Source organism: Paracoccus stylophorae (assembly GCF_028553765.1).
In the GTDB taxonomy this organism is placed as follows: Bacteria; Pseudomonadota; Alphaproteobacteria; order Rhodobacterales; family Rhodobacteraceae; genus Paracoccus; species Paracoccus stylophorae.
Genome location: NZ_CP067134.1, coordinates 1,539,936 through 1,559,179, shown reverse-complemented (window position 1 = coordinate 1,559,179; position 19,244 = coordinate 1,539,936). Strand labels below are relative to the sequence as shown.

Sequence of the window (19,244 nt, the reverse complement as noted above, 5' to 3'; positions counted from 1 at the left end):
AGGCGAGGAAAGCGGCAATCCGTCTTTACCTCGGCCGCAGTTTGGCTAACTTCGCCCCATTCCGGTGCACAAGACGCCGACATTCAACCTGGAGGAGTTGACGATGAGAAAATTCATCGTGACGACCGCATTGGCCGCCGCGCTGGCCGCGCCCGCCTTTGCCGCGCAGCCCGCAGAGGGCGAGAACCTGGCCGATCAGCAGGGCCTGAACTACTGGATCCTGGACGCGATCAAGTCGCTGGACCCGCAGCTGACCACGACACGTACGGATTCGGACATGATCCGGCAGCTTTTCGAAGGCCTGATGAACGAGGACGAGGCCGGCGCGATGATCCCCGGCGCCGCCGAAAGCCACGAGGTCAGCGAGGATGGGCTGACCTATACCTTCCATCTCCGCGATGCGAACTGGTCGAACGGCGACCCGGTCACGGCGGGCGATTTCGTCTATGCGTGGCGCCGCGCCGCCGATCCGGCCACGGCCAGCGAATATGCGTGGTTCATCGAACTGATGAACATCGCCAACGCCTCTGACGTGGTGAAGGGCGACAAGTCGCCCGAAGAACTTGGCGTGAAGGCCGTCGATGACAAGACGCTGGAAGTGACGCTGTCCAAGCCGACGCCCTATTTCCTGAAGACGCTGTCGCACGCCACCACCTATCCGGTCCCCCAGAAGGTGATCGAGGCCGAGGGCGACAACTGGACCCAGCCCGGCAAGATGGTCGGCAACGGCGCCTATGTGCTGCAGGACCACGATCTTGGCGTCGTGGCGACGGCGGTGAAGAACGACCAGTACTGGGACGCCGACAACACCATCATCGAGACGGTGAAATTCGTCACCGTGAACGACCAGAATATCGGCCTGACCCGTTATCTCGCGGGCGAGCTTGACTGGATGGATTCGCTGCCCGCCGGCCAGTTTCCGCGCCTGAAGGAGGAATATCCCGACCAGACCGTGACGGTGCCGTGGTCATGTTCCTATGCCTATCTGTTCAACCTGTCCGACAAGGGCCCCGAGGCGCTGAAGGATCTGAAGGTCCGTCAGGCGCTTGCCTATGGCGTGGATCGCGACATTATCGTGGACAAGATCCTGCAGGGCGGGCAGGAACCGGCCTATTACTGGACCCACTGGGCGACCGAGGGTTTCGAGGCCCCCGATATCGAGATGTCGCACTGGACCCAGCCCGAGCGGATCGAGAAGGCCAAGGCACTGCTGGCCGAGGCAGGGTATGGCCCGGACAACCCGCTGAAGCTGACGATCCAGTACAACACGTCCGAGGATCACAAGAAGCTGGCCGTCGCCGTGCAGCAGTTCTGGAAGGCGATCGGCGTTCAGGCGTCGCTGGCCAATTATGAATGGAAGGTGCACACCGACCGTTTGCAGAACCAGGATTTCGAGGTGGCCCGCTATGCGTGGTGCGCGGATTACAACGAACCCTCGACCTATCTCGATTACTTCCGCACCGATGGCTACAATAACGGCAAGTGGTCGAACGCCGATTACGACCGGCTTCTGTCCGAATCGGCCACCGCCGAAAACCCGGCCGAACTGTACCGTCAGGCCGAGCAGATCCTGATCGGGGACATGGGACTTGTGCCGGTCTATCACTATGCCAAGGCGCAGATGTTCAAGCCCACGCTGAAGGGCGTGCCGCTGGAGAACGTGATGAACACCTGGTACGCCAAGGACATGTATCGCACCGCCGAATAAGGCCGCGCCCTGTCCTGCCGGAAGGGTCCGTCCCTTCCGGCATCCCGACAGGCCGGCCGCCCCCGTATCCTGCACAGAAAGGCTGTACCCGATGTTGGCATACATCGTGCGAAGGCTGGCCGTGGCGATTCCTACGTTGCTGCTGCTGATCGTCTTTTCCTTCCTCCTGATGCACATGGCGCCCGGAGGGCCGTTCACGCAGGAACGCGAACTGCCCGCGCAGGTTCTGGCGAACCTGAACGCGAAATACGGGCTGGATCAGCCGCTGTGGCGGCAGATCTGGAACTATCTTTACGGCATCGTCGTGCATTTCGATTTCGGCCCCAGCTTCGTCTATCCCGACCGGACGGTGAATCAGCTGATCGCCGCCGGATTTCCGGTCACGCTGACCTATGGCACGCTGTCCTTCGCGCTTGCCGTGCTGATCGGCGTCGCCCTGGGGGTGATCGCCGCGATCCGGCACAACAGCTTCTGGGACTACATGGCCGTCGGCGTCTCGATCGGGGCGCAGGTGCTGCCGAATTTCGTGATGGCGCCGATCCTGGTGCTGATCTTCACGCTGTGGTACCGGCTGCTGCCCGGCGGCGGCTGGTCGTTCAACGATCCCAGCTTCTGGGTCATGCCGGTGATCGCCTTGGGCACAAGCTATATGGCCTCGATCGCGCGGATCACCCGATCCTCGATGCTGGAGGTGCTGGGCAGCAACCATATCCGCACCGCCCGCGCCAAGGGGATGCCCGAACGCCGCGTCATCATGCGCCACGCGCTGAAACCGGCGATGCTGCCGGTGATCAGCTATTTGGGTCCAGTCTTCGTGTCGATGATCACCGGATCGGTCGTCATCGACATCTATTTCTCGACCGGCGGGATCGGCAAGGCCTTCGTCGATTCGGCGCTGAACCGCGACTATGCGGTGATGATGGGCGTGACGATCCTGGTCGGGGCGCTGACCATCCTGTTCAACCTTGTCGTCGATATCCTCTATGCGTGGATCGACCCGAAAATCCGGTATTAAGCCATGGTGATCGAACAGCAGAAGATGCAATCGCTGGCCGCGCGCATGTCGCAGGACGAGGTCAAGGGCCGCAGCCCATGGGCCGATGCGCGCAAGCGTTTCCTGCGCAACAAGGCCGCGATGGCGGGCATGGTGATCCTGGTTCTGGTGGCGCTGTTTGCGCTGTTCGGCGACCAGCTTGCGGTCTGGTCGAACGAGGATCTGGATTTCAACGTCATGGGTCAGGTCGCCACGATGGGCCAGCCCTCGATCCAGAACGGCCATTATTTCGGCACCGACGATCTGGGCCGCGACCTGTTCGCGCGCACCGTGCAGGGCACCCAGATCAGCCTGATGGTCGGGATCGTGGGCGCGACCATCGCGGTGATCGTGGGCACGCTTTACGGGGCGACGGCGGGATATGTGGGCGGGCGCACCGATCAGGTCATGATGCGCGCCGTCGATATCCTGATGTCGATCCCCTACATGTTCGTGCTGATCCTGCTGCTGGTGATGTTCGGGCGATCCATTGCGATGCTGTTTCTGGGCATCGGCCTGATTTCCTGGCTGGACATGTCGCGCATCGTGCGCGGCCAGACCCTGTCGCTGAAGAACCGCGAATTCATCGAGGCGGCGCGCGCCACCGGCGTTCCCGCGTGGAAGATCATCCTGCGCCATATCGTCCCGAACCTGCTGGGCGTGGTCGCCGTCTATGCCACGCTGCTGGTGCCGCTGATGATCCTGACCGAAAGCTTCATCAGCTTCCTGGGTCTTGGCGTGCAGGAACCGCTGACCTCGTGGGGGGCGCTGATCTCGGAAGGGGCGGGGACGATGAATTACGGCACGCTGTGGCAGCTGGCCTTTCCGCTGTTCTTCTTCGTGATCACGCTGTTCGGCTTTTTCTTCGTGGGCGATGGCCTGCGCGACGCACTTGACCCGAAGGACCGTTAAGATGGCGTTGCTGGAAATCGACGATCTGTCCGTCCGCTTTGCCACCAATGACGGCGAGGTGCAGGCGGCCAACCGTGTGTCGCTGTCCGTCGATCCGGGTGAAACCGTCGGCATCGTCGGCGAATCGGGCAGCGGCAAATCGCAGCTGTCCTTTGCGGTCATGGGGCTTCTGGCCAAGAACGGCCGCGCCACCGGCAGCGTCCGGTTCGACGGCCAGCAGATCCTGAACGCCCCGGCCCGCGTCCTGAACCGCATCCGGGCCGAGAAGATCGCGATGATCTTTCAGGACCCGATGACCTCGCTGAACCCATACATGCGGGTGGCCGACCAGATGGCCGAGGTTCTGACCCTGCACAAGGGCATGTCACGTCGCGAGGCGGTGGCCGAATCGGTGCGGATGCTGGATGCGGTCAAGATCCCCGACGCGAAAGGCCGCATCCGGCTGTATCCGCACGAGTTCAGCGGCGGCATGCGCCAGCGGGTGATGATCGCGATGGCGCTGCTGTGCCGTCCGCAGGTGCTGATCGCGGATGAGCCGACGACCGCGCTGGACGTGACGGTGCAGGCGCAGATCATGGCGCTGCTGGCCGATCTGCAATCGGAATTCGGCATGGCGATGATCCTGATCACGCATGATCTGGGCGTGGTCGCCGGGTCGTGCGAACGCGTGGCCGTGATGTATGGCGGCCGCATCCGCGAGACGGGACCGGCCGGGCCGCTGTTTCACGATCCCGCGCATCCCTATACCCAGGGCCTGCTGCACGCGATCCCGCGGATCGACCAGAAGGGCGACGAATTGTCCGCCATCCCCGGCTCGCCCCCCAACATGACGCGCCCGCCCGCCGGCTGCGCGTTCGAGCCGCGCTGCCCCTATCGCCGGCCGGAATGCGCGACCGAACGTCCGCCGCTGGAAGGGTTCGCCCCCGAACGCGCCCGCGCCTGCTTTGCGCCGCTGGAGGATGTGCGGGCCCGGCGCCAGACCCGGCCGCTGACGGATGTCGAACCCGCCGTGTCGGACCAGACCATCGATCAGGCCATTCCACGTGCCGCCGTCGCCGGTGCCGGCATGGCCGGAACCCCAGCCAAGGTGGATGACCATGACTAAGCCGCTGCTGGACGTGCGGGACCTGCGCGTCACCTTTCAGATCGGGCGCGACGGGGCGATGCCGTGGTCCGCGCCGCGAAACCTGCATGCCGTGGGCGGCGTCGATTTCAGCCTGAACCCCGGCGAGACACTGGGCGTCGTGGGCGAATCGGGGTGCGGCAAATCCACGCTGGCGCGCGCCCTGATCGGGCTGGTCCCGGCGCGGGGGCGGGCCGAATGGATCGACGGGCGCGATCTGGTCGGGCTGTCGCCCCGGCAGATGATGAAATATCGGCGCGAGATCCAGATGGTGTTTCAGGACCCGCTGGCCTCGCTGAACCCGCGCATGACGGTGGGCCAGATCATCGCCGAGCCGCTGAAGACCCATCACCCCGGCCTGAAATCGGCCGAGGTGAAGGATCGCGTCAAGGCGATGATGGAAAAGGTCGGGCTGCTGCCCAACCAGATCAACCGCTATCCGCACGAATTCAGCGGCGGCCAGTGCCAGCGCATCGGCATCGCCCGCGCGCTGATCGTGGAACCCCGGCTGATCATCTGCGACGAGCCGGTCAGCGCGCTGGATGTCTCGATCCAGGCGCAGGTGATCAATCTGCTGATCCGGCTGCAACGCGAACTGGGGCTTGCGCTGATCTTCATCGCCCATGATTTGTCGGTGGTGAAACATATCAGCGACCGGGTGATGGTGCTGTATCTGGGCAAGGTGATGGAGGTCGGCCCGACCGACACGCTGTATGCCGATCCGCAGCACCCCTATACGCAGGCGCTGTTGTCGGCGGTGCCGGTGCCCGATCCCGCCCATGACCCGGCGGCGACGGTGGTGCCGCTGTCGGGCGATCTGCCCTCGCCGCTGAACCCGCCGTCGGGCTGCGTCTTTCGCACCCGCTGCCCGCGCGCCCAGTCCCTGTGCGCCGAACAGGTGCCGGCGCTGCAAGGCGCGGACCGCAAGACGGCGTGCCATTTCCCCGGCCCGCTGACCGAGGCCGAAATCGCCCGCGCCCGCCAGACCGAAACCGCCTGACGATGGCCCGTCCCGACGCGCCCGATTATGCCGCGCGTTGGGCGGCGCTGAAGAACATCCCGCCGTTCCTTGCGATGGTCTGGCGGGCCAGCCCGGTGCTGGCCGGCACGATGATCGCGCTGCGGCTGGTGCGCGCGGTGATGCCGGTCGCGATGCTGTGGATCGGCAAGCTGATCATCGACGAGGTCGTGCGCCTGATCGCGCTGGATGCCCGCCCCGACACGCTGGCCGGATGGTGGGAATCGGGTCTGGTGCACCCCCTGACGCTGCTGGTCCTGGCCGAGCTGGGGCTGGCGCTGGCATCCGATCTGCTCGGCCGGCTGGTGACCTATGCCGACAGCCTGTTGCAGGAACGGCTGGTCATCTCGCTGTCGATCCGGCTGATGGATCATTCCGCCGCGCTGGATCTGGCCAGTTTCGAGGATGCGGGGTTTCAGGACCGGCTGGACCGGGCGCGCCGCCAGACGATGGGCCGCATCCCGCTGGTCAATCAGGTGATGCAGCAATTGCAGGACAGCCTGACCGTCATCACCTTCGGCGCGGGGCTGATCGCCTATAACCCGTGGCTGGTCGCCCTGCTGCTGGCGGCGCTGATCCCGACGCTGATCGGGCAGATGCATTTCAACGCCGAACTATACCAGATGAACTGGCGTCGTGCGCCCGAACGGCGCGAACGCGACTATCTGCGGATGATCGGCGCCACCTCGGATTCCGCCAAGGAGGTCAAGATCTTCGGCCTGAACGCGTTTCTGCGCGACCGCTATCTGGAACTGGCCGAACGCTTTTACGCCGAGAACCGCGCGATCAACCGGCGGCAACTGGTGGCGATGGCGGCGCTGACCGGAATCGGCACGCTGTGCTATTACGGGGCCTATCTGTGGATCCTGGGGCGCACGCTGACCGGCACGCTGTCGCTTGGCGATCTGACGTTCCTGTCGGGCAGCTTCCTGCGGCTGCGCGGGCTGATCGAGGGGTTGCTGTCCTCATTCTCGAACATGGCGGCGCAGGCGCTGTATCTGGACGATCTGTATCGCTTTTTCGACGAACGGCCCGCCATCGCCTCGCGCCCCGATGCGCGGCCGGTGCCGCAGCCGATCACGCAGGGCATCACCTTCGATGGGGTCGGGTTCCGCTATCCGGGGGCGGAACGGTGGGCCGTGCGCCATCTGTCGTTCCACTTGACCGCCGGAGAGACGGTCGCGCTGGTGGGCGAAAACGGCGCGGGCAAGACCACCATCGTCAAGCTGCTGGCAAGGCTTTACGACCCGACCGAGGGGCGGGTGCTGCTGGATGGGCGCGATCTGCGCGACTACGACCTGGATCAGCTGCGCGCGGCGGTGGGGGTGATCTTTCAGGATTTCGTGCGCTATGCCATGTCGGCGGCCGACAACATCGCCGCCGGCCGGATCGAGGCGCGCGACGACCGGCCCCGCATCGAATCCGCCGCCGAACGGGCGCTGGCCGATCGGGTAATCGCCACCTTGCCGGCAGGCTATGACCAGATGGTCGGCAAACGCTTTGCCCACGGGCTGGATCTGTCGGGCGGCGAATGGCAGAAACTGGCCATCGCGCGCGCCTATATGCGCGACGCGCAGATCCTGATCCTTGACGAGCCGACGGCCGCGCTGGACGCCCGCGCCGAGTTCGAGGTGTTCCAGCGCTTCGGCGATCTGTCCAGCGGCCGCACCGCCCTGCTGATCTCGCACCGGTTTTCCAGCGTCCGGATGGCCGACCGGATCATCGTGATCGAACAGGGACGGGTGCAGGATCAGGGCACGCATGACCAGCTTGTCGCCCGCGACGGCCGCTATCGCGAATTGTTCGAATTGCAGGCGCAGGGCTATCGCTGACGGCTTCTTCTTTGCCCAAATACCCCTCCACCGCCGCCGCCCGCGCGGGCGGTCCGGGTCAGGACAGCACCAGCCGCCCCGCGCCCTCGACCGCCTCGCCGATGACGGCGGCCTCGGCGAAGCCATGATCGCGAAAGACGCGCAGAACCCGGTCGGCGCTGCCGGGCGCGCAGGCTACCAGCAGTCCGCCGCTGGTCTGCGGGTCCGACAGCAGGGCGCGCTCGATCCGGGCGAACCCGTCGGGCAGCGACACGTCGTTGCCATAGCTGACCCAGTTGCGGCCCGAGGCGCCGGTGACATGGCCCTGCGCCGCCAGATCGCGCGCCCCCGCCAGCAGCGGCACCGACCCCCAGTCCAGCCGGATGTCGCAGCCCGATCCGCGCGCCATTTCCAGCGCGTGTCCGGCCAGCCCGAACCCGGTCACGTCGGTCATCGCATGGACATCGTCGATCTGCGCCAGGTCCGGCCCCGGCGTGTTCAGCCGCGTGGTGGCCGCGATCATCGCGCGATAGCCGTCCTGGCTCAGAACCCCCTTCTTCAGCGCCGCCGACATCACGCCCACGCCAAGCGGCTTGCCAAGGATCAGCACATCGCCCGGCCTTGCCCCCGAATTGCGCTTGACGCGATCGGGGTGCACCAGACCCATCGCCACCAGGCCATAGATCGCCTCGACCGAATCTATGGTGTGGCCGCCGGCGATGGGGATGCCCGCGTCGCGGCAGGCGGCGGCCCCGCCCTCCAGAATCCGGGCGATGGTTTCGGGCGACAGCACGTCGATGGGCATCCCGACCAGCGACAGCGCCATGATCGGCACCGCGCCCATGGCATAGACGTCGCTGATCGCGTTGGTGGCGGCAATCCGTCCGAAATCCAGCGGATCGTCCACGATGGGCATGAAGAAGTCGGTCGTCGCCACCAGCGCCTGATCGTCGTTCAGCCGATAGACCGCGGCGTCGTCCGAGGTTTCGATGCCGACGATCAGCGCCTCGGGCACCGGCAGCATCGAGGTGCCGCGCAGCAGACCGGCCAGCACGCCCGGCGCGATCTTGCAGCCGCAGCCGCCGCCATGCGACAGCGAGGTCAGACGCGGTTCGCCGGAAATCGGGGTGTCCATGGAAATCTCCTTCTGCCGGCGCGCAGGATAGACCGCGCCGCGCATATCGAACAAGGGGCTTCACCGCGCCGGGATGCGCGCCCGCACATCGTGACGCGCCCCTGCCGCATCGCTTTGGCCTTGCAGCTTGCCCGATGACGCAGTAATCACATCCCCGTCGCGGGTGTAGCTCAATGGCAGAGCAGAAGCTTCCCAAGCTTACGACGAGGGTTCGATTCCCTTCACCCGCTCCACTCTCCTGCCAGTTCGGAAGGTCCGGATGCTTGAAATCGCCCTGCTTTTCTTCGCCGGGGTGCTGGGCGGCATCCTGAACACGATCGCCGGCGGCGGGACCTTCATCACCTTTCCCATGCTGGTCTTTCTGGGCGTGCCGCCGGTGGCCGCGAACGCGACCTCGACCGTGGCCGCCCTGCCCGGCTATCTGGCCGCAACGCTTGGGTTTCGCCGCGACATCGCGGCGATCCAGGATGCGCCGATGCTGAAGCTCACGGTGTGGACCGTGATCGGCGGGACCGTGGGCTGCGGGCTGCTGCTGGTCAGTTCGAACGCGGCGTTCTCGGTGCTGGTGCCGTTCCTGCTGCTGGTCGCCACGGTGGTCTTCTACTGGTCCGGGCCGATCCGCACCTATGCCTCGCGCTGGCGGTCGGTGGTCACGCCGTTCGGGCTGGGCACGCTGCTGCCGATGTCGATCTATGGCGGCTATTTCAACGGCGGTCTGGGGATCATCATGCTGGCCGTCTTCGCCATGTGGGGGATGAGCGATCTGCACCAGATGAACGGGCTGAAAAGCTGGCTGTCCTTCGCGCTGTCGGTGATCGCCTTTGCAGTCTTCGCCATCGGTGGCAAGATCGTGTGGGTGTCCGCCGCGATCATGGCGGCGGGAACCATCACCGGCGGCTATGCCGGGGCGCCGCTTGCCCGCCGGATTCCGCGCCACGCGCTGCGCCTGCTGATCGCGGGGGTCGGGTTCGGGATGACGGCGATCTTCTTCTGGCGCCTGTTCAACGGAGTATGACGACATGACCGACATCAAACGCATCGAATCGGGCCAGAGGATGAGCCAGGCGGTCGTCGCCGGCGGCATGGTCTGGCTGGCCGGACAGACGGGCGCGCCGGGCAAGCCGGCCGAGGATCAGACCCGCGCGATCCTGTCGCAGATCGACACGCTGTTGCGAAAGGCCGGCACCGACAAGACGCGCATCGTTTCGGTCCAGATCTGGCTGTCCGACATCGCCGCCGAGTTCGCGGCCATGAACAAGGTTTGGGACGCATGGGTCGCACCCGGCCATGCCCCGGCCCGCGCCACCGGCGAGGCGAAGCTGGCCACCCCGGATTACAAGGTCGAGATCATGGTGACCGCGGTTCTCTGACCGCCCCCAGGACCGAACGTGCGGCGCGCAGCCCCGGCGCCTCGCCGCCCTTGCCAAGCCGGTCCATGGTCAGGTCCATCGCGTCAAGCTGCGCCTTGCGCGCGGTCATGTCCTCAAGCGCGTTCTGCAACGCGTGGGCCAATGGTCCCGGCTGACAATCGCGGCCCAGAAACTCGGGCACGGCGCGGGTGTCGCTGACCAGATTGACCAGCGTCACCGTATCGGTCTTCAGCAGCAGCCGCACCAGCAGCCGGCTGATCGGCGCCATGTCATAGCCGATCACCATCGGGATCCGGTTGGCCGCCAGTTCCAGGCTGACCGTGCCCGAGGCCGCCAGCGCCAGATCGGCCGCCGCGAAGGCCGCGATCTTTTCGTCCGGCTCTTCGACCACGACCGGCGTCCACGGCCAGCGCCGCGCCATGTCGCGCACCATATGCGCCACCCCCGGCACCGTCGGCAGCACCACCCGGATCTCGGGGACGCGGTCGCGCAGCCGCATCAGTGCCTCGTCAAAGCGGCCGGCCAGCCGTTCGACCTCGGATTTGCGCGATCCGGGCAGGCACAGCACCACCGGCGCATCGGCGGCGATGCCGTGTGCGGCGCGGAACAGCCCGGCCTCGTTCGGGCCGCCGATCGGGGCGGTGGCCACCGGATGGCCGACGAAATCGCAGCTCATCCCCGCCGCCTGCATATAGGGCGGCTCGAACGGCAGGATCGCCAGCACATGGTCGATCACCTGCGCCATTTTCAGCGCCCGCCCCGCGCGCCACGCCCAGACCGAGGGCGCGACATAGTGGATCGTGCGCAGATCGGGGTCCTGCGCCCGCGCCGCGCGGGCCACGCGCAGGCAGAAATCGGGGCTGTCGATGGTGATCAGCGCGTCGGGCGCGGCTTTCGTCACCGCCTGCGCGGTCTGGGCGATGCGCCGTTTCAGGTGCCGGTATTTCGGGATCACCTCCCAGATGCCCATCAGGCTCAGCTCGTCCATGGGGAACAGGCTGTCCATGCCCTGCGCCTGCATCAGCGGACCGCCGATGCCGCAGAATTCCACATCGGCCGACAGCGTCCGCAGCCCGGCCATCAGCGCCGCGCCCAACTGGTCGCCCGACGGTTCGCCCGCGATCAGGAAGAACTTCATGCTCGCCTTCCGGTTGCTGCGTCGCCCTATGGGTATGTGACCGGGGCGCAAGACGCCAGCATTTCTTGCCGCCACGCAGGCAGGATCATTCCCGTGCCCACAGAAACACCCCTGCCGCCTCGGCGCGGCGAACGGTCTCGTCCCGGTCCAGAACGATCACGCCGCCGGCCTGCCAGGCGATGCCCGCAAGCCCGGCCGCGGCGACCTGCGCAATGGTGTCGGGGCCGATGGTGGGCAGATCGACCCGGCGGTCCTGACCGGGCTTGGGCGCCTTGAAAAACACGCCGCGCGCGCCGTTCGGATCGGGGCGCAGCCCGGCATGGAGGCGGGCGAAATCCAGCATCGCCTCGGTGCCCGGCAGCGTCTCGATGGCCAGGCACAGCCCCTGCGCCACGACGACGCCCTGTCCGATGTCGAAATGTCCGGTGCCTGACAGGATCTCGGCCCCGCGCGCGGCGTCGCGCCGGTCGGCCCCGGTCGGATCGCCGGCCAGAACGCCGGGTTCGGGGATCAGGTCGGGGATCACCTCGCCCACGCCGCAGATGGCCAGATCGCTTTCCTCGAACACCTTCAGCACCTCGCGCAGCGCGGCGTCGTCGCCCGACTGCATGGCGCCCAGAATCCGCGGGACCAGCTGCGCCGTGCGCGGATCGAACGCCTCGGGGTCAAGGCGCGGACGCCGGACCGCGCCGGCAAAGACCACCCGGCCCACGCCCGCCGCCAGCAGATCGTCGATGAAGGGCACCAGCCGTTCCAGCCGGAAGGGGGTCGCGGCGATCTCGGGCGGCGCAAACCCGTCCAGCGCATAGACCAGCGGATCGTCCAGCGCGGCGATCACGGCGGGCGCAAGCCGCCCCTGCCCCGCGATCACGGCGATCCGGCTCATGCCGGCCTCGGCGCAAGGAAGGAACGGTCGGACGGGCCGAGGATGAAATCCAGCACGTCGCGTTCCATCGCAGTCACGTCAGCGCCGGCGCAGTCGCGGGCGGCGTCGCGGAACGAGCCCTGCCCCAGACGCGCCAGCAGGCCGCGCAGCGCGGCGATGTCGGCCCGGCTGGCGCCGCGGCGTTTCAGCCCGATCAGGTTCAGCCCGTCCAGATGGCCGCGCGGCCCCTGCACCAGCCCGTAGGGGATCACGTCGGCGGTCACCATCGTCACCGCGCCGATCATCGCGCCGCGTCCGATCCGCACCCATTGATGCACGCCCGACAGCCCGCCCACGATCACGTCGTCGCCCAGATGACAATGGCCCGCGACCGAGGCGTTGTTGACCAGAATGACCCGGTCGCCGACCTGACAATCATGGGCCACATGGCTGCCCGCCATGAACAGCCCGTCATCGCCGATCCGGGTGACGCCGCCGCCGCCCTCGGTCCCCGGATTCATGCTGACATATTCGCGAATTCGATTGCGCGCCCCGATTTCCAGCCGCACATGTTCGCCGCGGAATTTCAGGTCCTGCGGAACCTCTCCGATCGAGGCGAAGGGAAAGATCGTCGTGCCGTCGCCGATCAGCGTGTCGCCGGTGACGACCACATGCGATTTCAGCACCACGCCGTCGCCCAGGCTGACCTGCGGGCCGACCACGCAGAACGGTCCGATCTCGACGCCCGCGCCGATGCGGGCGCCCGCCTCGACAACCGCGCTGGCGTGGATGCGGGTGTCAGTCATCGGCCTTCAGCGCCATCATCGCCGTGAACTCGGCCGAGGCGCAAAGCTGGCCGCCGACCAGCGCCCGGCCCTCGAACTTCCAGATCTTGCCGCCGCCGCGCACCGCTTTGCAGTGCAGTTCAAGCACGTCGCCGGGCACCACCATGCGCCGGAACTTGCACTTGTCGATGCCCATGAAATAGGTCGCCAGCGGCTTGTCGATGATGTTCATGCTGATGCCCACCACCACGGCCGAGGTCTGGGCCATCGCCTCGATGATGGTGACGCCGGGCATCACCGGCTCGTCGGGGAAATGGCCCTGGAAATGCGGCTCGTTGCAGGTGACGTTCTTGATCCCGATCCCGCCCTCGTGCGGGACGATGTCGCGGACCCTGTCGATGAACAGGAACGGATAGCGATGAGGGATGATCCGCTTGATCAGCGCCAGATCGGCCTCGGTATAAGGGGCGGGGGTGCGCGTTGCGTCGGCCATGTGCGATCCTTCGGCGATTTTCGTCGGGTTAGCAATGCCGCCCCGGCTTGGCAAGCTTGTCAGCCGCCCGCCTGCGGCCCGGGCGCGGGGTTCGGCGGCGCGCCGCTGCCCGTATTGCGGCGTCCGGCGCGTCCCTCGGACAGCCAGCCGGTCAGGATCAGCCCGGCGATCAGGACAAGCCAGGCCCAGCCCGGCAGCAGCGGGCGGCGTTCCAGCCCGGTGACGGTCGCGGCCTCGCGCGGGGTGATCGCGATCCAGTCGCGGGCGACGCCGCGCCCATGCGCGCTGCGGCCCGCGGACACGGTGCGTAGATCGGGCACGCCATCCGACAGCCGCACGACCGCGCCGCCCGTCGCCTCGACCAGCGGCGACAGCGCCTCGCCGCTGGCCACGGTCTGTTCGAACTCGCGCGGCGCGGCGGGGCCAAGCGCCAGCACCCGGCGCAGATCGCCGTCCTGCAACCGGTACAGCCCCGGTTCCGGCGCGGTCCAGTCGGCCGCGAACCGGCCCGGCCCCGCCTGCGTCAGGGCCAGTTCCTCGGTCTCGCCGTCCGGGCGGGTGATCACCAGCGGTCCGGCGCTGTCCTGCATGGTGCGGCGGGTAAAGCGGACATCCATCCCGCCCGAGACATCGGCCAGCAGCGCCTCTTCCTCAAGCTCGGGTTCCTTCATCGACCAATGCGCGATGCGGCGCAGCATTTCCAGCTGCGGGCCGCCGCCTTCAAAGCCGCGACCCCACAGCCAGACCTGATCCGAGGTCAGCAGCGCGACCCGCCCCTCGCCCTCGCGTTTCAGGATCAGCAGCGGCTTGCCCTCGGCTCCGGTCATCGCCACCTGCGCTGCCGGATCGGGGTCGACCTCGGCCATGCGCAGCCAGCGGCCCCATCCGCCCTCCCCCTCGTCATCCGGGGCGTCGGGCAGGCCGGCGGTCACGGGATGCCGGCGCCCGTCCTGCGTCAGTTGCGGCGTGAAGGGGTCGTCGATGATCCGCCCGGTCGGCCGCGCGGGCAGGACCGGACCCAAGGGCGACAGGTTCAGGCTTTCGACGCTGGCCATCTCGGGTCCGGCGGCGACCAGGATCGCGCCGCCATCGCGGACATAGCGGACGATGTTCTGGAAATAATCCGGCGGCAGGATGCCGCGCACGCGATAGCGGTCGAAGATGATCAGGTCGAAATCGTCGATCCGTTGCAGGAACAGTTCGCGCGTGGGAAAGGCGATCAGCGACAATTCGTTCACCGGCACGCCGTCCGACTTGTCGGGCGGGCGCAGGATGGTGAAATGGATCAGATCCACCGCCGCATCCGATTTCAGCAGGTTGCGCCAGGTCCGTTCGCCGGCATGCGGCTCGCCCGAGACCAGCAGGACGCGCAGCCGGTCGCGCACGCCGTTGATACTGATGGCCGCGCTGTTGTTGCGGTCGGTCAACTCGTCCTCGCCATCGCCGGGATCGGGCGCGTCAAGGGCGATCTGGACGACGTTCTGCCCGGCATGGGCCAGGGTCAGCGGCAGGGTCAGCGGCTGACCCACCGGGACCGCGAAGACCTGTTCATCCTCGCCATCGACGGTGATGCGCAGATTGACCGACCGGCCCTGCATCGCGGGCGGCACGGCGCCCTGATCCTCGATCCGCAGGCGGATCTGGACCTGCTGGTCGATCAGGCCGAAGGCCGGGGCTTCCTCGATCACCAGCCGGCGGTCCCAGTCCTGCGGACGCCCGGTCAGCAGGACGTGGAAGGGCGCGGGCAGCGCGGCGGGCAGCATGGCGGGGTCGTGGATCTGCCCGTCCGTCACCGCGATTACCCCGGCCAGCCTTGCGTCGGGTTCGGCGGCGACGGCGCGGGCGATGGCGGTGGCCAGCAACGTGCCGTCCGGATCGTCGCCCACCGTCACGCGGCGCAGTTCGGTGTCGGGAAGATCCGCGATCTGCCGCGACAGGGCGTCGATGGCGGCGTCGGTCTGGCCGGCGCGTTCCGGCAGGTTCTGGCTGGCCGAGCGGTCGTCCACCAGCACCACGATATCGCTCAGCCCGGCGCGGCTGCCGATTTCCAGCGCGGGGCCGGCCAGCGCCAGCGCCGCGGCCAGCCCGGCAAGACCGCGCCACGCCCATCCGCGCAGACCCCGCCACAGCGCGAACCCCGCGACCAGCAGGGCAAGCCCCGCCAGCGCGATCACCACCCACCATGGCAGGAACGGATCGAAGCGCAGCGCGGCGGCGTCGGCGATCATGGGCCAAGCTCCTCTTCCACGCGCAGACGGTCCAGCAGCGCGGGCACGTGGACCTGATCGGATTTGTAGTTTCCGGTCAGCACATACATCACCAGGTTGATGCCGAAACGAAACGCCATCTCGCGCTGCTGTTCTCCCTCCCACCCGCGGCCGACGGGAAAGGTCGGAAAGCCGTTGTCATCGACCGCCCAGGCCTCGGCCCAGCTGTTGGCACCGATCACGACCGGGCTGACGCCGTCGTTCAGCTGCCGGAACGGCACGCCCTCGATGGCCTCGGCCCCGGCGGGGGGCGCCTCGACCCAGACCGGATTGCCCTTCCAGCGGCCCGGAAAATCCGCCAGCAGGTAAAAGCTGCGGGTCAGGACGTGATCGTCGGGCACCGGCGCCAGCGGCGGAACCTCCAGCGGGGCGGCCAGACGGCGCAGCGCGTCGGACATGTCCGGCCCGCCGACCCCGGCCACGTCGCCGTCGCGGGTGTCGAACAGGATCATCCCGCCCGAGCGCAGGAAATGGTTCAGCCGCAGATAGGCCTGCGGCGACGGCGCGGGCTGGTCGGCGGTGACGGGCCAGTAGAGGAAGGTCAGCACCGACAGATCGTCGCGGTCCAGGTCGATCGCCACCGGCGCGCCGGGCTCGACCGAGGTGCGCTGGCGCAGCGACAGCGACAGCCCCCGCAGCCCCTCGTACGAGATCTGGTCCACCTCCTCGTCCCCGGTCTCGACATAGGCCAGCGCGACCTCGTCGGCCGCGCGGATCAGTTCGGGGTTCAGATCCTGCGCCATCGCGCGCGATCCGCCGGTCATGCCCATCAGCGCCACCAGCAGCACCGCCGCGACCCGCCCGCCCCGCGCCAGCGCCGCCGATCCCAACGCATCCAGCGCAAGGATCAGCGCGGCGGCGGCGATCAGCACGCCCTTCAGATCGCGGCCGGGCGCCTGCGCGGCGCTTTCCACCGTTGCCCCCGGCCATTCGGCCAGCGTGAAGTCGCCCCCGGCGTTCAGCGCGACGCGCCGTTCGCCCGCGGCATAGATGCCCGCCGGCCGCCCCACCCCCGGCCCAAGCGCCAGATCGGCCTGGGGCAGCGGCGCCAGCCCCTGCGCGGGGGCGGCGCGTCCGAACCCGTCCAGCACGATTTCGGGCGTCCAGAACGGCTGTTCGCGGTCGTCCGCCGCCTCATCCACGGCCGAGACCCGGGCGGTGGCGATCAGCCGGTCCAGCATCTCGACGAACAGGCCCGACAGCGGCAGGTTCGACCATTCGGCGTTCGCGGTGACGTGGAACAGCACGATCTGCCCCTGCCCCAGCCGGTCGCGCGTCACCAGCGGCGTGCGATCAGACAGGGCGGCGATGGTGCGTTCGGCCAGTTCGGGCGCGGGTTGCGCCATCAGCTGCGCGCGGATCGCCACATCCTCGGGCGCGCTGAGCCCGGCGAAGATGCCGTCGCCGTCAAAGGGCGCCAGCCCGCGCGGATCGCCCCAGCTCAGCGCGCCGCCGATATCGCGCCCGCCCTGCCGCAGGGCCACGGGCAGCAGCGGCTCGTCAATGAGGCCGTCGAATCCGGCCATGCGCGGGCCGGCAAAGCGGATCAGCAGACCGCCCTCGTTCACCCATTCGGCCAGTTCGCCGATCTCGGCCATCTCGACCTGATCGGCGACGACGATGACATCGGGCGCGGCGTTCTGCACGTCGCCCAGCCCCCCTTCCACCAGATCGGTGGTCGGGGCCAGCGCCCGGCGCAGGTAATACAGCGGCGACAGAAGCTGTTGGCCTTCGGCCTGACGGTCGGGATCGCCCACCAGCCCGACCTTGCGCCGCCTGACCCGGTCGTCGGCCAGCACGACGGCGCCGGCATGATCCTCGGCCTCGATCTGGAAGCGGGTGACGCGGTTGCGCAGTTCGGGCGGCAGGTCCAGCGCGACGGGCCGGGTCGCGATCCCGCCCTCGGTCCGCGCCGCGCCGGGGACCAGCCGGGCCAGATCGCGTTCGATGCCCTGCGGGTCCGGGCCGATCGCCAAGATCGCCGCCGCCGCGTCGTCGGTCGTGCGCAATGTCAGCGACGGCGTGTCGCCCTCATCCAGGCTCAGCGTGCGCAGGGCGCGGGCGGGCGGCACGACGGTGACGGCCCCGCGGTCGCGCAGCGCCGACAGCCATTCTGCCCGGCCGGGGTGATCCAGCCCGTCCGCGATCCACAGGGTGGACAGCCGACCGTCGGGCAGTTCCGCCAGCGCCGCCTGCGGATCGTCGGGCAGCGCGGTGGGCCACGCCACCGGGCGCGCGGCGCGCAGCCCCGCCAGCAACGTGTCGGCGGCGGCAAAGCGCAGCGGTCCGGGCCCGCCCTGCCCGTCGGCCAGCAGCAGCGCGGCCGGCCGGCCCTGCGCCGCGGCCTCGGACAGGGCGCGTTCGGCGCGGGTCTGGCGCGCGGCCCAGCCGGGTGCCGCCGCCCAGCCCGCATCCATCACCACCAGCAGCGGCCCGTCCGCCCGTTCCCGCACCACCGGTTTCCACACCGGCCCGGCGAAGGCCAAAATCAGCGCCGCGACCGCCAGCAGCCGCAGCAACAGCAGCCACCACGGCGTGCGCCGCGCCTCGGGCGTACGGTCGGACAGCCCCAGCAGCAGCGCGACGCCGGGAAAGGAAACGCGGCGCGGGCTGGGCGGCATCGCCCGCAGGATCAGCCACAGCAGCGGCAGGACGGCCAGCGCGGTCAGCACCCAGGGCGCGGCAAAGCCAAGCGGACCCAGAACCAGCATCAGCCCCCCAGAACCTGATACAGCCAGCCCAGCGCAAGCGCCGGGGCATGGTCGGTGGCGTGGTGCCCAAACGTCCAGCCCGCGCCCTGCGCCTGCGCCCGCAGCCAGTCGCGGCGTTCGGCCAGCCGCGCCAGATAGGCGTCGCGCAGCCCCGCCGCATCGCGGCTGTCATGGCGCACGCGCCCGGTCAGCGACCGGAACAGCACCGCACCGGAATAGGGGAAGTTCTCCTCATCCGGGTCCAGCACCTGCATCAGCACCCCCCGCACCCCCAGCGCGCCGGCGCGCGCCAGCAGCGTCTGCACCCATGCCGGATCGGTCAGGAAATCCGACAGGATCACCACCCGCCGGTTCGGGCGCAGCAGATCGGCCGAGGGCGCGTCGCTGTCGTCGGGCGCGGCGGCGGCCATGGTCAGCCCCTGCGCGATGCGGTCGGCCTGCGCCCGGCCCGCGCGCGGCGGCTGATCCAGCAGCCCGACCTTTTCGCCCCCGCGCAGCAGCACCATCGCCAGCGCCAGCGCCAGCAGATCGGCGCGGTGCCGCTTGGACGGGCGGTCGGGCGCGCCGCTGTAATCCATGCCCTGCCCGGCCGAGACCCACAGCGCCACCGCCTGCGCAGTCTGCGCCTCGCGGTCGCGGACGAACTGCGCATCCGACCGGGCCGAGCGGCGCCAGTCGATGCTGCGCGCGGTGTCGCCGGGATGGGCGGGACGATACTGCCAGAAATCCTCGCCCGGACCGGCGCGGCGCAGCCCATGCGCGCCCGGCGCGACCATCGCGGCCAGCCGTTCGGCCGACAGCACCAGCCCCGGCAGATGGGCGCTGGCGGCGTCGGCGCGGGCGCGAAGTTCGGCGGGGCTGGACCTCAAGATGAC

At 68.5% G+C, this 19,244-nt stretch carries 16 protein-coding genes and 1 tRNA gene; 9 read left to right on the top strand and 8 right to left on the bottom strand.

Annotated features, from left to right (window positions below):
* Nucleotides 1–103: 103 nt before the first annotated feature.
* The 6 genes from JHW45_RS07660 to JHW45_RS07635 all read left to right on the top strand — a co-directional run bounded on the left by JHW45_RS07660 (nt 104) and on the right by JHW45_RS07635 (nt 7,626).
* Entirely contained in the window at nt 104–1,708 is a 1,605-nt protein-coding gene (locus JHW45_RS07660) for a peptide ABC transporter substrate-binding protein (RefSeq protein WP_272860287.1), read from the top strand.
* 91 nt (nt 1,709–1,799) lie between these two features.
* The gene (gene oppB / locus JHW45_RS07655; RefSeq protein WP_272860286.1) at nt 1,800–2,723 is read left to right on the top strand and encodes an oligopeptide ABC transporter permease OppB; all 924 of its coding nucleotides are present in this window, start codon (nt 1,800–1,802) and stop codon (nt 2,721–2,723) included.
* Between the two features lie 3 nt (nt 2,724–2,726).
* Nucleotides 2,727–3,653 carry an ABC transporter permease subunit gene (locus tag JHW45_RS07650; RefSeq protein ID WP_272860285.1) on the top strand — a complete coding sequence of 309 codons (927 nt, stop codon included), beginning with the start codon at nt 2,727–2,729 and terminating at the stop codon, nt 3,651–3,653.
* 1 nt (nt 3,654) lies between these two features.
* Nucleotides 3,655–4,758, top strand: a complete 1,104-nt coding sequence (locus tag JHW45_RS07645) for an oligopeptide/dipeptide ABC transporter ATP-binding protein (protein ID WP_272860284.1) — start codon at nt 3,655–3,657, stop codon at nt 4,756–4,758.
* The gene (locus JHW45_RS07640; protein ID WP_272860283.1) at nt 4,751–5,776 is read left to right on the top strand and encodes an oligopeptide/dipeptide ABC transporter ATP-binding protein; all 1,026 of its coding nucleotides are present in this window, start codon (nt 4,751–4,753) and stop codon (nt 5,774–5,776) included. The genes JHW45_RS07645 and JHW45_RS07640 overlap by 8 nt, the downstream gene beginning before the upstream one ends.
* Nucleotides 5,777–5,778: 2 nt before the next feature.
* On the top strand, nt 5,779–7,626 hold the full coding sequence (locus tag JHW45_RS07635; RefSeq protein ID WP_272860282.1) for an ABC transporter ATP-binding protein: 1,848 nt from the start codon (nt 5,779–5,781) through the stop codon (nt 7,624–7,626).
* Between the two features lie 58 nt (nt 7,627–7,684).
* Here JHW45_RS07635 and selD read toward each other — a convergent pair whose 3' ends face one another.
* Nucleotides 7,685–8,740, bottom strand: a complete 1,056-nt coding sequence (gene selD, locus JHW45_RS07630; protein WP_272860281.1) for a selenide, water dikinase SelD — start codon at nt 8,738–8,740, stop codon at nt 7,685–7,687.
* 159 nt (nt 8,741–8,899) lie between these two features.
* On the opposite strand from selD, the gene JHW45_RS07625 reads away from it, so the two are divergent.
* From JHW45_RS07625 to JHW45_RS07615, 3 genes are all read left to right on the top strand, one after another.
* Nucleotides 8,900–8,973 (top strand) — tRNA-Gly (locus JHW45_RS07625).
* A gap of 26 nt (nt 8,974–8,999) precedes the next feature.
* The gene (locus JHW45_RS07620) at nt 9,000–9,755 is read left to right on the top strand and encodes a sulfite exporter TauE/SafE family protein (RefSeq protein ID WP_272860280.1); all 756 of its coding nucleotides are present in this window, start codon (nt 9,000–9,002) and stop codon (nt 9,753–9,755) included.
* A gap of 4 nt (nt 9,756–9,759) precedes the next feature.
* On the top strand, nt 9,760–10,110 hold the full coding sequence (locus tag JHW45_RS07615) for a RidA family protein (protein WP_272860279.1): 351 nt from the start codon (nt 9,760–9,762) through the stop codon (nt 10,108–10,110).
* Here JHW45_RS07615 and lpxB read toward each other — a convergent pair.
* The 7 genes from lpxB to JHW45_RS07580 form a co-directional block, all read right to left on the bottom strand.
* Nucleotides 10,088–11,248: a lipid-A-disaccharide synthase gene (gene lpxB, locus JHW45_RS07610; protein WP_272860278.1), complete on the bottom strand. Its 1,161-nt coding sequence runs from the start codon at nt 11,246–11,248 to the stop codon at nt 10,088–10,090. The genes JHW45_RS07615 and lpxB overlap by 23 nt on opposite strands.
* A gap of 85 nt (nt 11,249–11,333) precedes the next feature.
* Nucleotides 11,334–12,134, bottom strand: coding sequence for an LpxI family protein (locus tag JHW45_RS07605; RefSeq protein WP_272860277.1), 801 nt, complete (start codon nt 12,132–12,134; stop codon nt 11,334–11,336).
* Nucleotides 12,131–12,919, bottom strand: a complete 789-nt coding sequence (lpxA, locus tag JHW45_RS07600) for an acyl-ACP--UDP-N-acetylglucosamine O-acyltransferase (protein ID WP_272860276.1) — start codon at nt 12,917–12,919, stop codon at nt 12,131–12,133. Before lpxA ends, JHW45_RS07605 begins: the two co-directional genes overlap by 4 nt.
* The gene (gene fabZ, locus JHW45_RS07595) at nt 12,912–13,391 is read right to left on the bottom strand and encodes a 3-hydroxyacyl-ACP dehydratase FabZ (RefSeq protein WP_272860275.1); all 480 of its coding nucleotides are present in this window, start codon (nt 13,389–13,391) and stop codon (nt 12,912–12,914) included. The genes lpxA and fabZ overlap by 8 nt, the downstream gene beginning before the upstream one ends.
* A 59-nt stretch (nt 13,392–13,450) precedes the next feature.
* A complete protein-coding gene (locus JHW45_RS07590) occupies nt 13,451–15,619 on the bottom strand; it encodes a hypothetical protein (protein ID WP_272860274.1) in 2,169 nt (722 codons plus the stop codon).
* On the bottom strand, nt 15,616–18,369 hold the full coding sequence (locus JHW45_RS07585; RefSeq protein WP_272860273.1) for a DUF4159 domain-containing protein: 2,754 nt from the start codon (nt 18,367–18,369) through the stop codon (nt 15,616–15,618). Before JHW45_RS07585 ends, JHW45_RS07590 begins: the two co-directional genes overlap by 4 nt.
* Nucleotides 18,369–19,238, bottom strand: coding sequence for a DUF58 domain-containing protein (locus JHW45_RS07580; RefSeq protein WP_272860272.1), 870 nt, complete (start codon nt 19,236–19,238; stop codon nt 18,369–18,371). Before JHW45_RS07580 ends, JHW45_RS07585 begins: the two co-directional genes overlap by 1 nt.
* Nucleotides 19,239–19,244: the final 6 nt, after the last annotated feature.

Coding starts and splice junctions, on each gene's coding strand:
- JHW45_RS07585 (WP_272860273.1), bottom strand. CDS start 18,369: ATGCTGGTTCTGGGTCCGCTTGGCTTTGCCGCGCCCTGGGTGCTGACC.
- oppB (WP_272860286.1), top strand. CDS start 1,800: ATGTTGGCATACATCGTGCGAAGGCTGGCCGTGGCGATTCCTACGTTG.
- JHW45_RS07605 (WP_272860277.1), bottom strand. CDS start 12,134: ATGAGCCGGATCGCCGTGATCGCGGGGCAGGGGCGGCTTGCGCCCGCC.
- fabZ (WP_272860275.1), bottom strand. CDS start 13,391: ATGGCCGACGCAACGCGCACCCCCGCCCCTTATACCGAGGCCGATCTG.
- JHW45_RS07590 (WP_272860274.1), bottom strand. CDS start 15,619: ATGATCGCCGACGCCGCCGCGCTGCGCTTCGATCCGTTCCTGCCATGG.
- JHW45_RS07660 (WP_272860287.1), top strand. CDS start 104: ATGAGAAAATTCATCGTGACGACCGCATTGGCCGCCGCGCTGGCCGCG.
- lpxB (WP_272860278.1), bottom strand. CDS start 11,248: ATGAAGTTCTTCCTGATCGCGGGCGAACCGTCGGGCGACCAGTTGGGC.
- JHW45_RS07615 (WP_272860279.1), top strand. CDS start 9,760: ATGACCGACATCAAACGCATCGAATCGGGCCAGAGGATGAGCCAGGCG.
- JHW45_RS07640 (WP_272860283.1), top strand. CDS start 4,751: ATGACTAAGCCGCTGCTGGACGTGCGGGACCTGCGCGTCACCTTTCAG.
- JHW45_RS07645 (WP_272860284.1), top strand. CDS start 3,655: ATGGCGTTGCTGGAAATCGACGATCTGTCCGTCCGCTTTGCCACCAAT.
- lpxA (WP_272860276.1), bottom strand. CDS start 12,919: ATGACTGACACCCGCATCCACGCCAGCGCGGTTGTCGAGGCGGGCGCC.
- JHW45_RS07635 (WP_272860282.1), top strand. CDS start 5,779: ATGGCCCGTCCCGACGCGCCCGATTATGCCGCGCGTTGGGCGGCGCTG.
- selD (WP_272860281.1), bottom strand. CDS start 8,740: ATGGACACCCCGATTTCCGGCGAACCGCGTCTGACCTCGCTGTCGCAT.
- JHW45_RS07650 (WP_272860285.1), top strand. CDS start 2,727: ATGGTGATCGAACAGCAGAAGATGCAATCGCTGGCCGCGCGCATGTCG.
- JHW45_RS07620 (WP_272860280.1), top strand. CDS start 9,000: ATGCTTGAAATCGCCCTGCTTTTCTTCGCCGGGGTGCTGGGCGGCATC.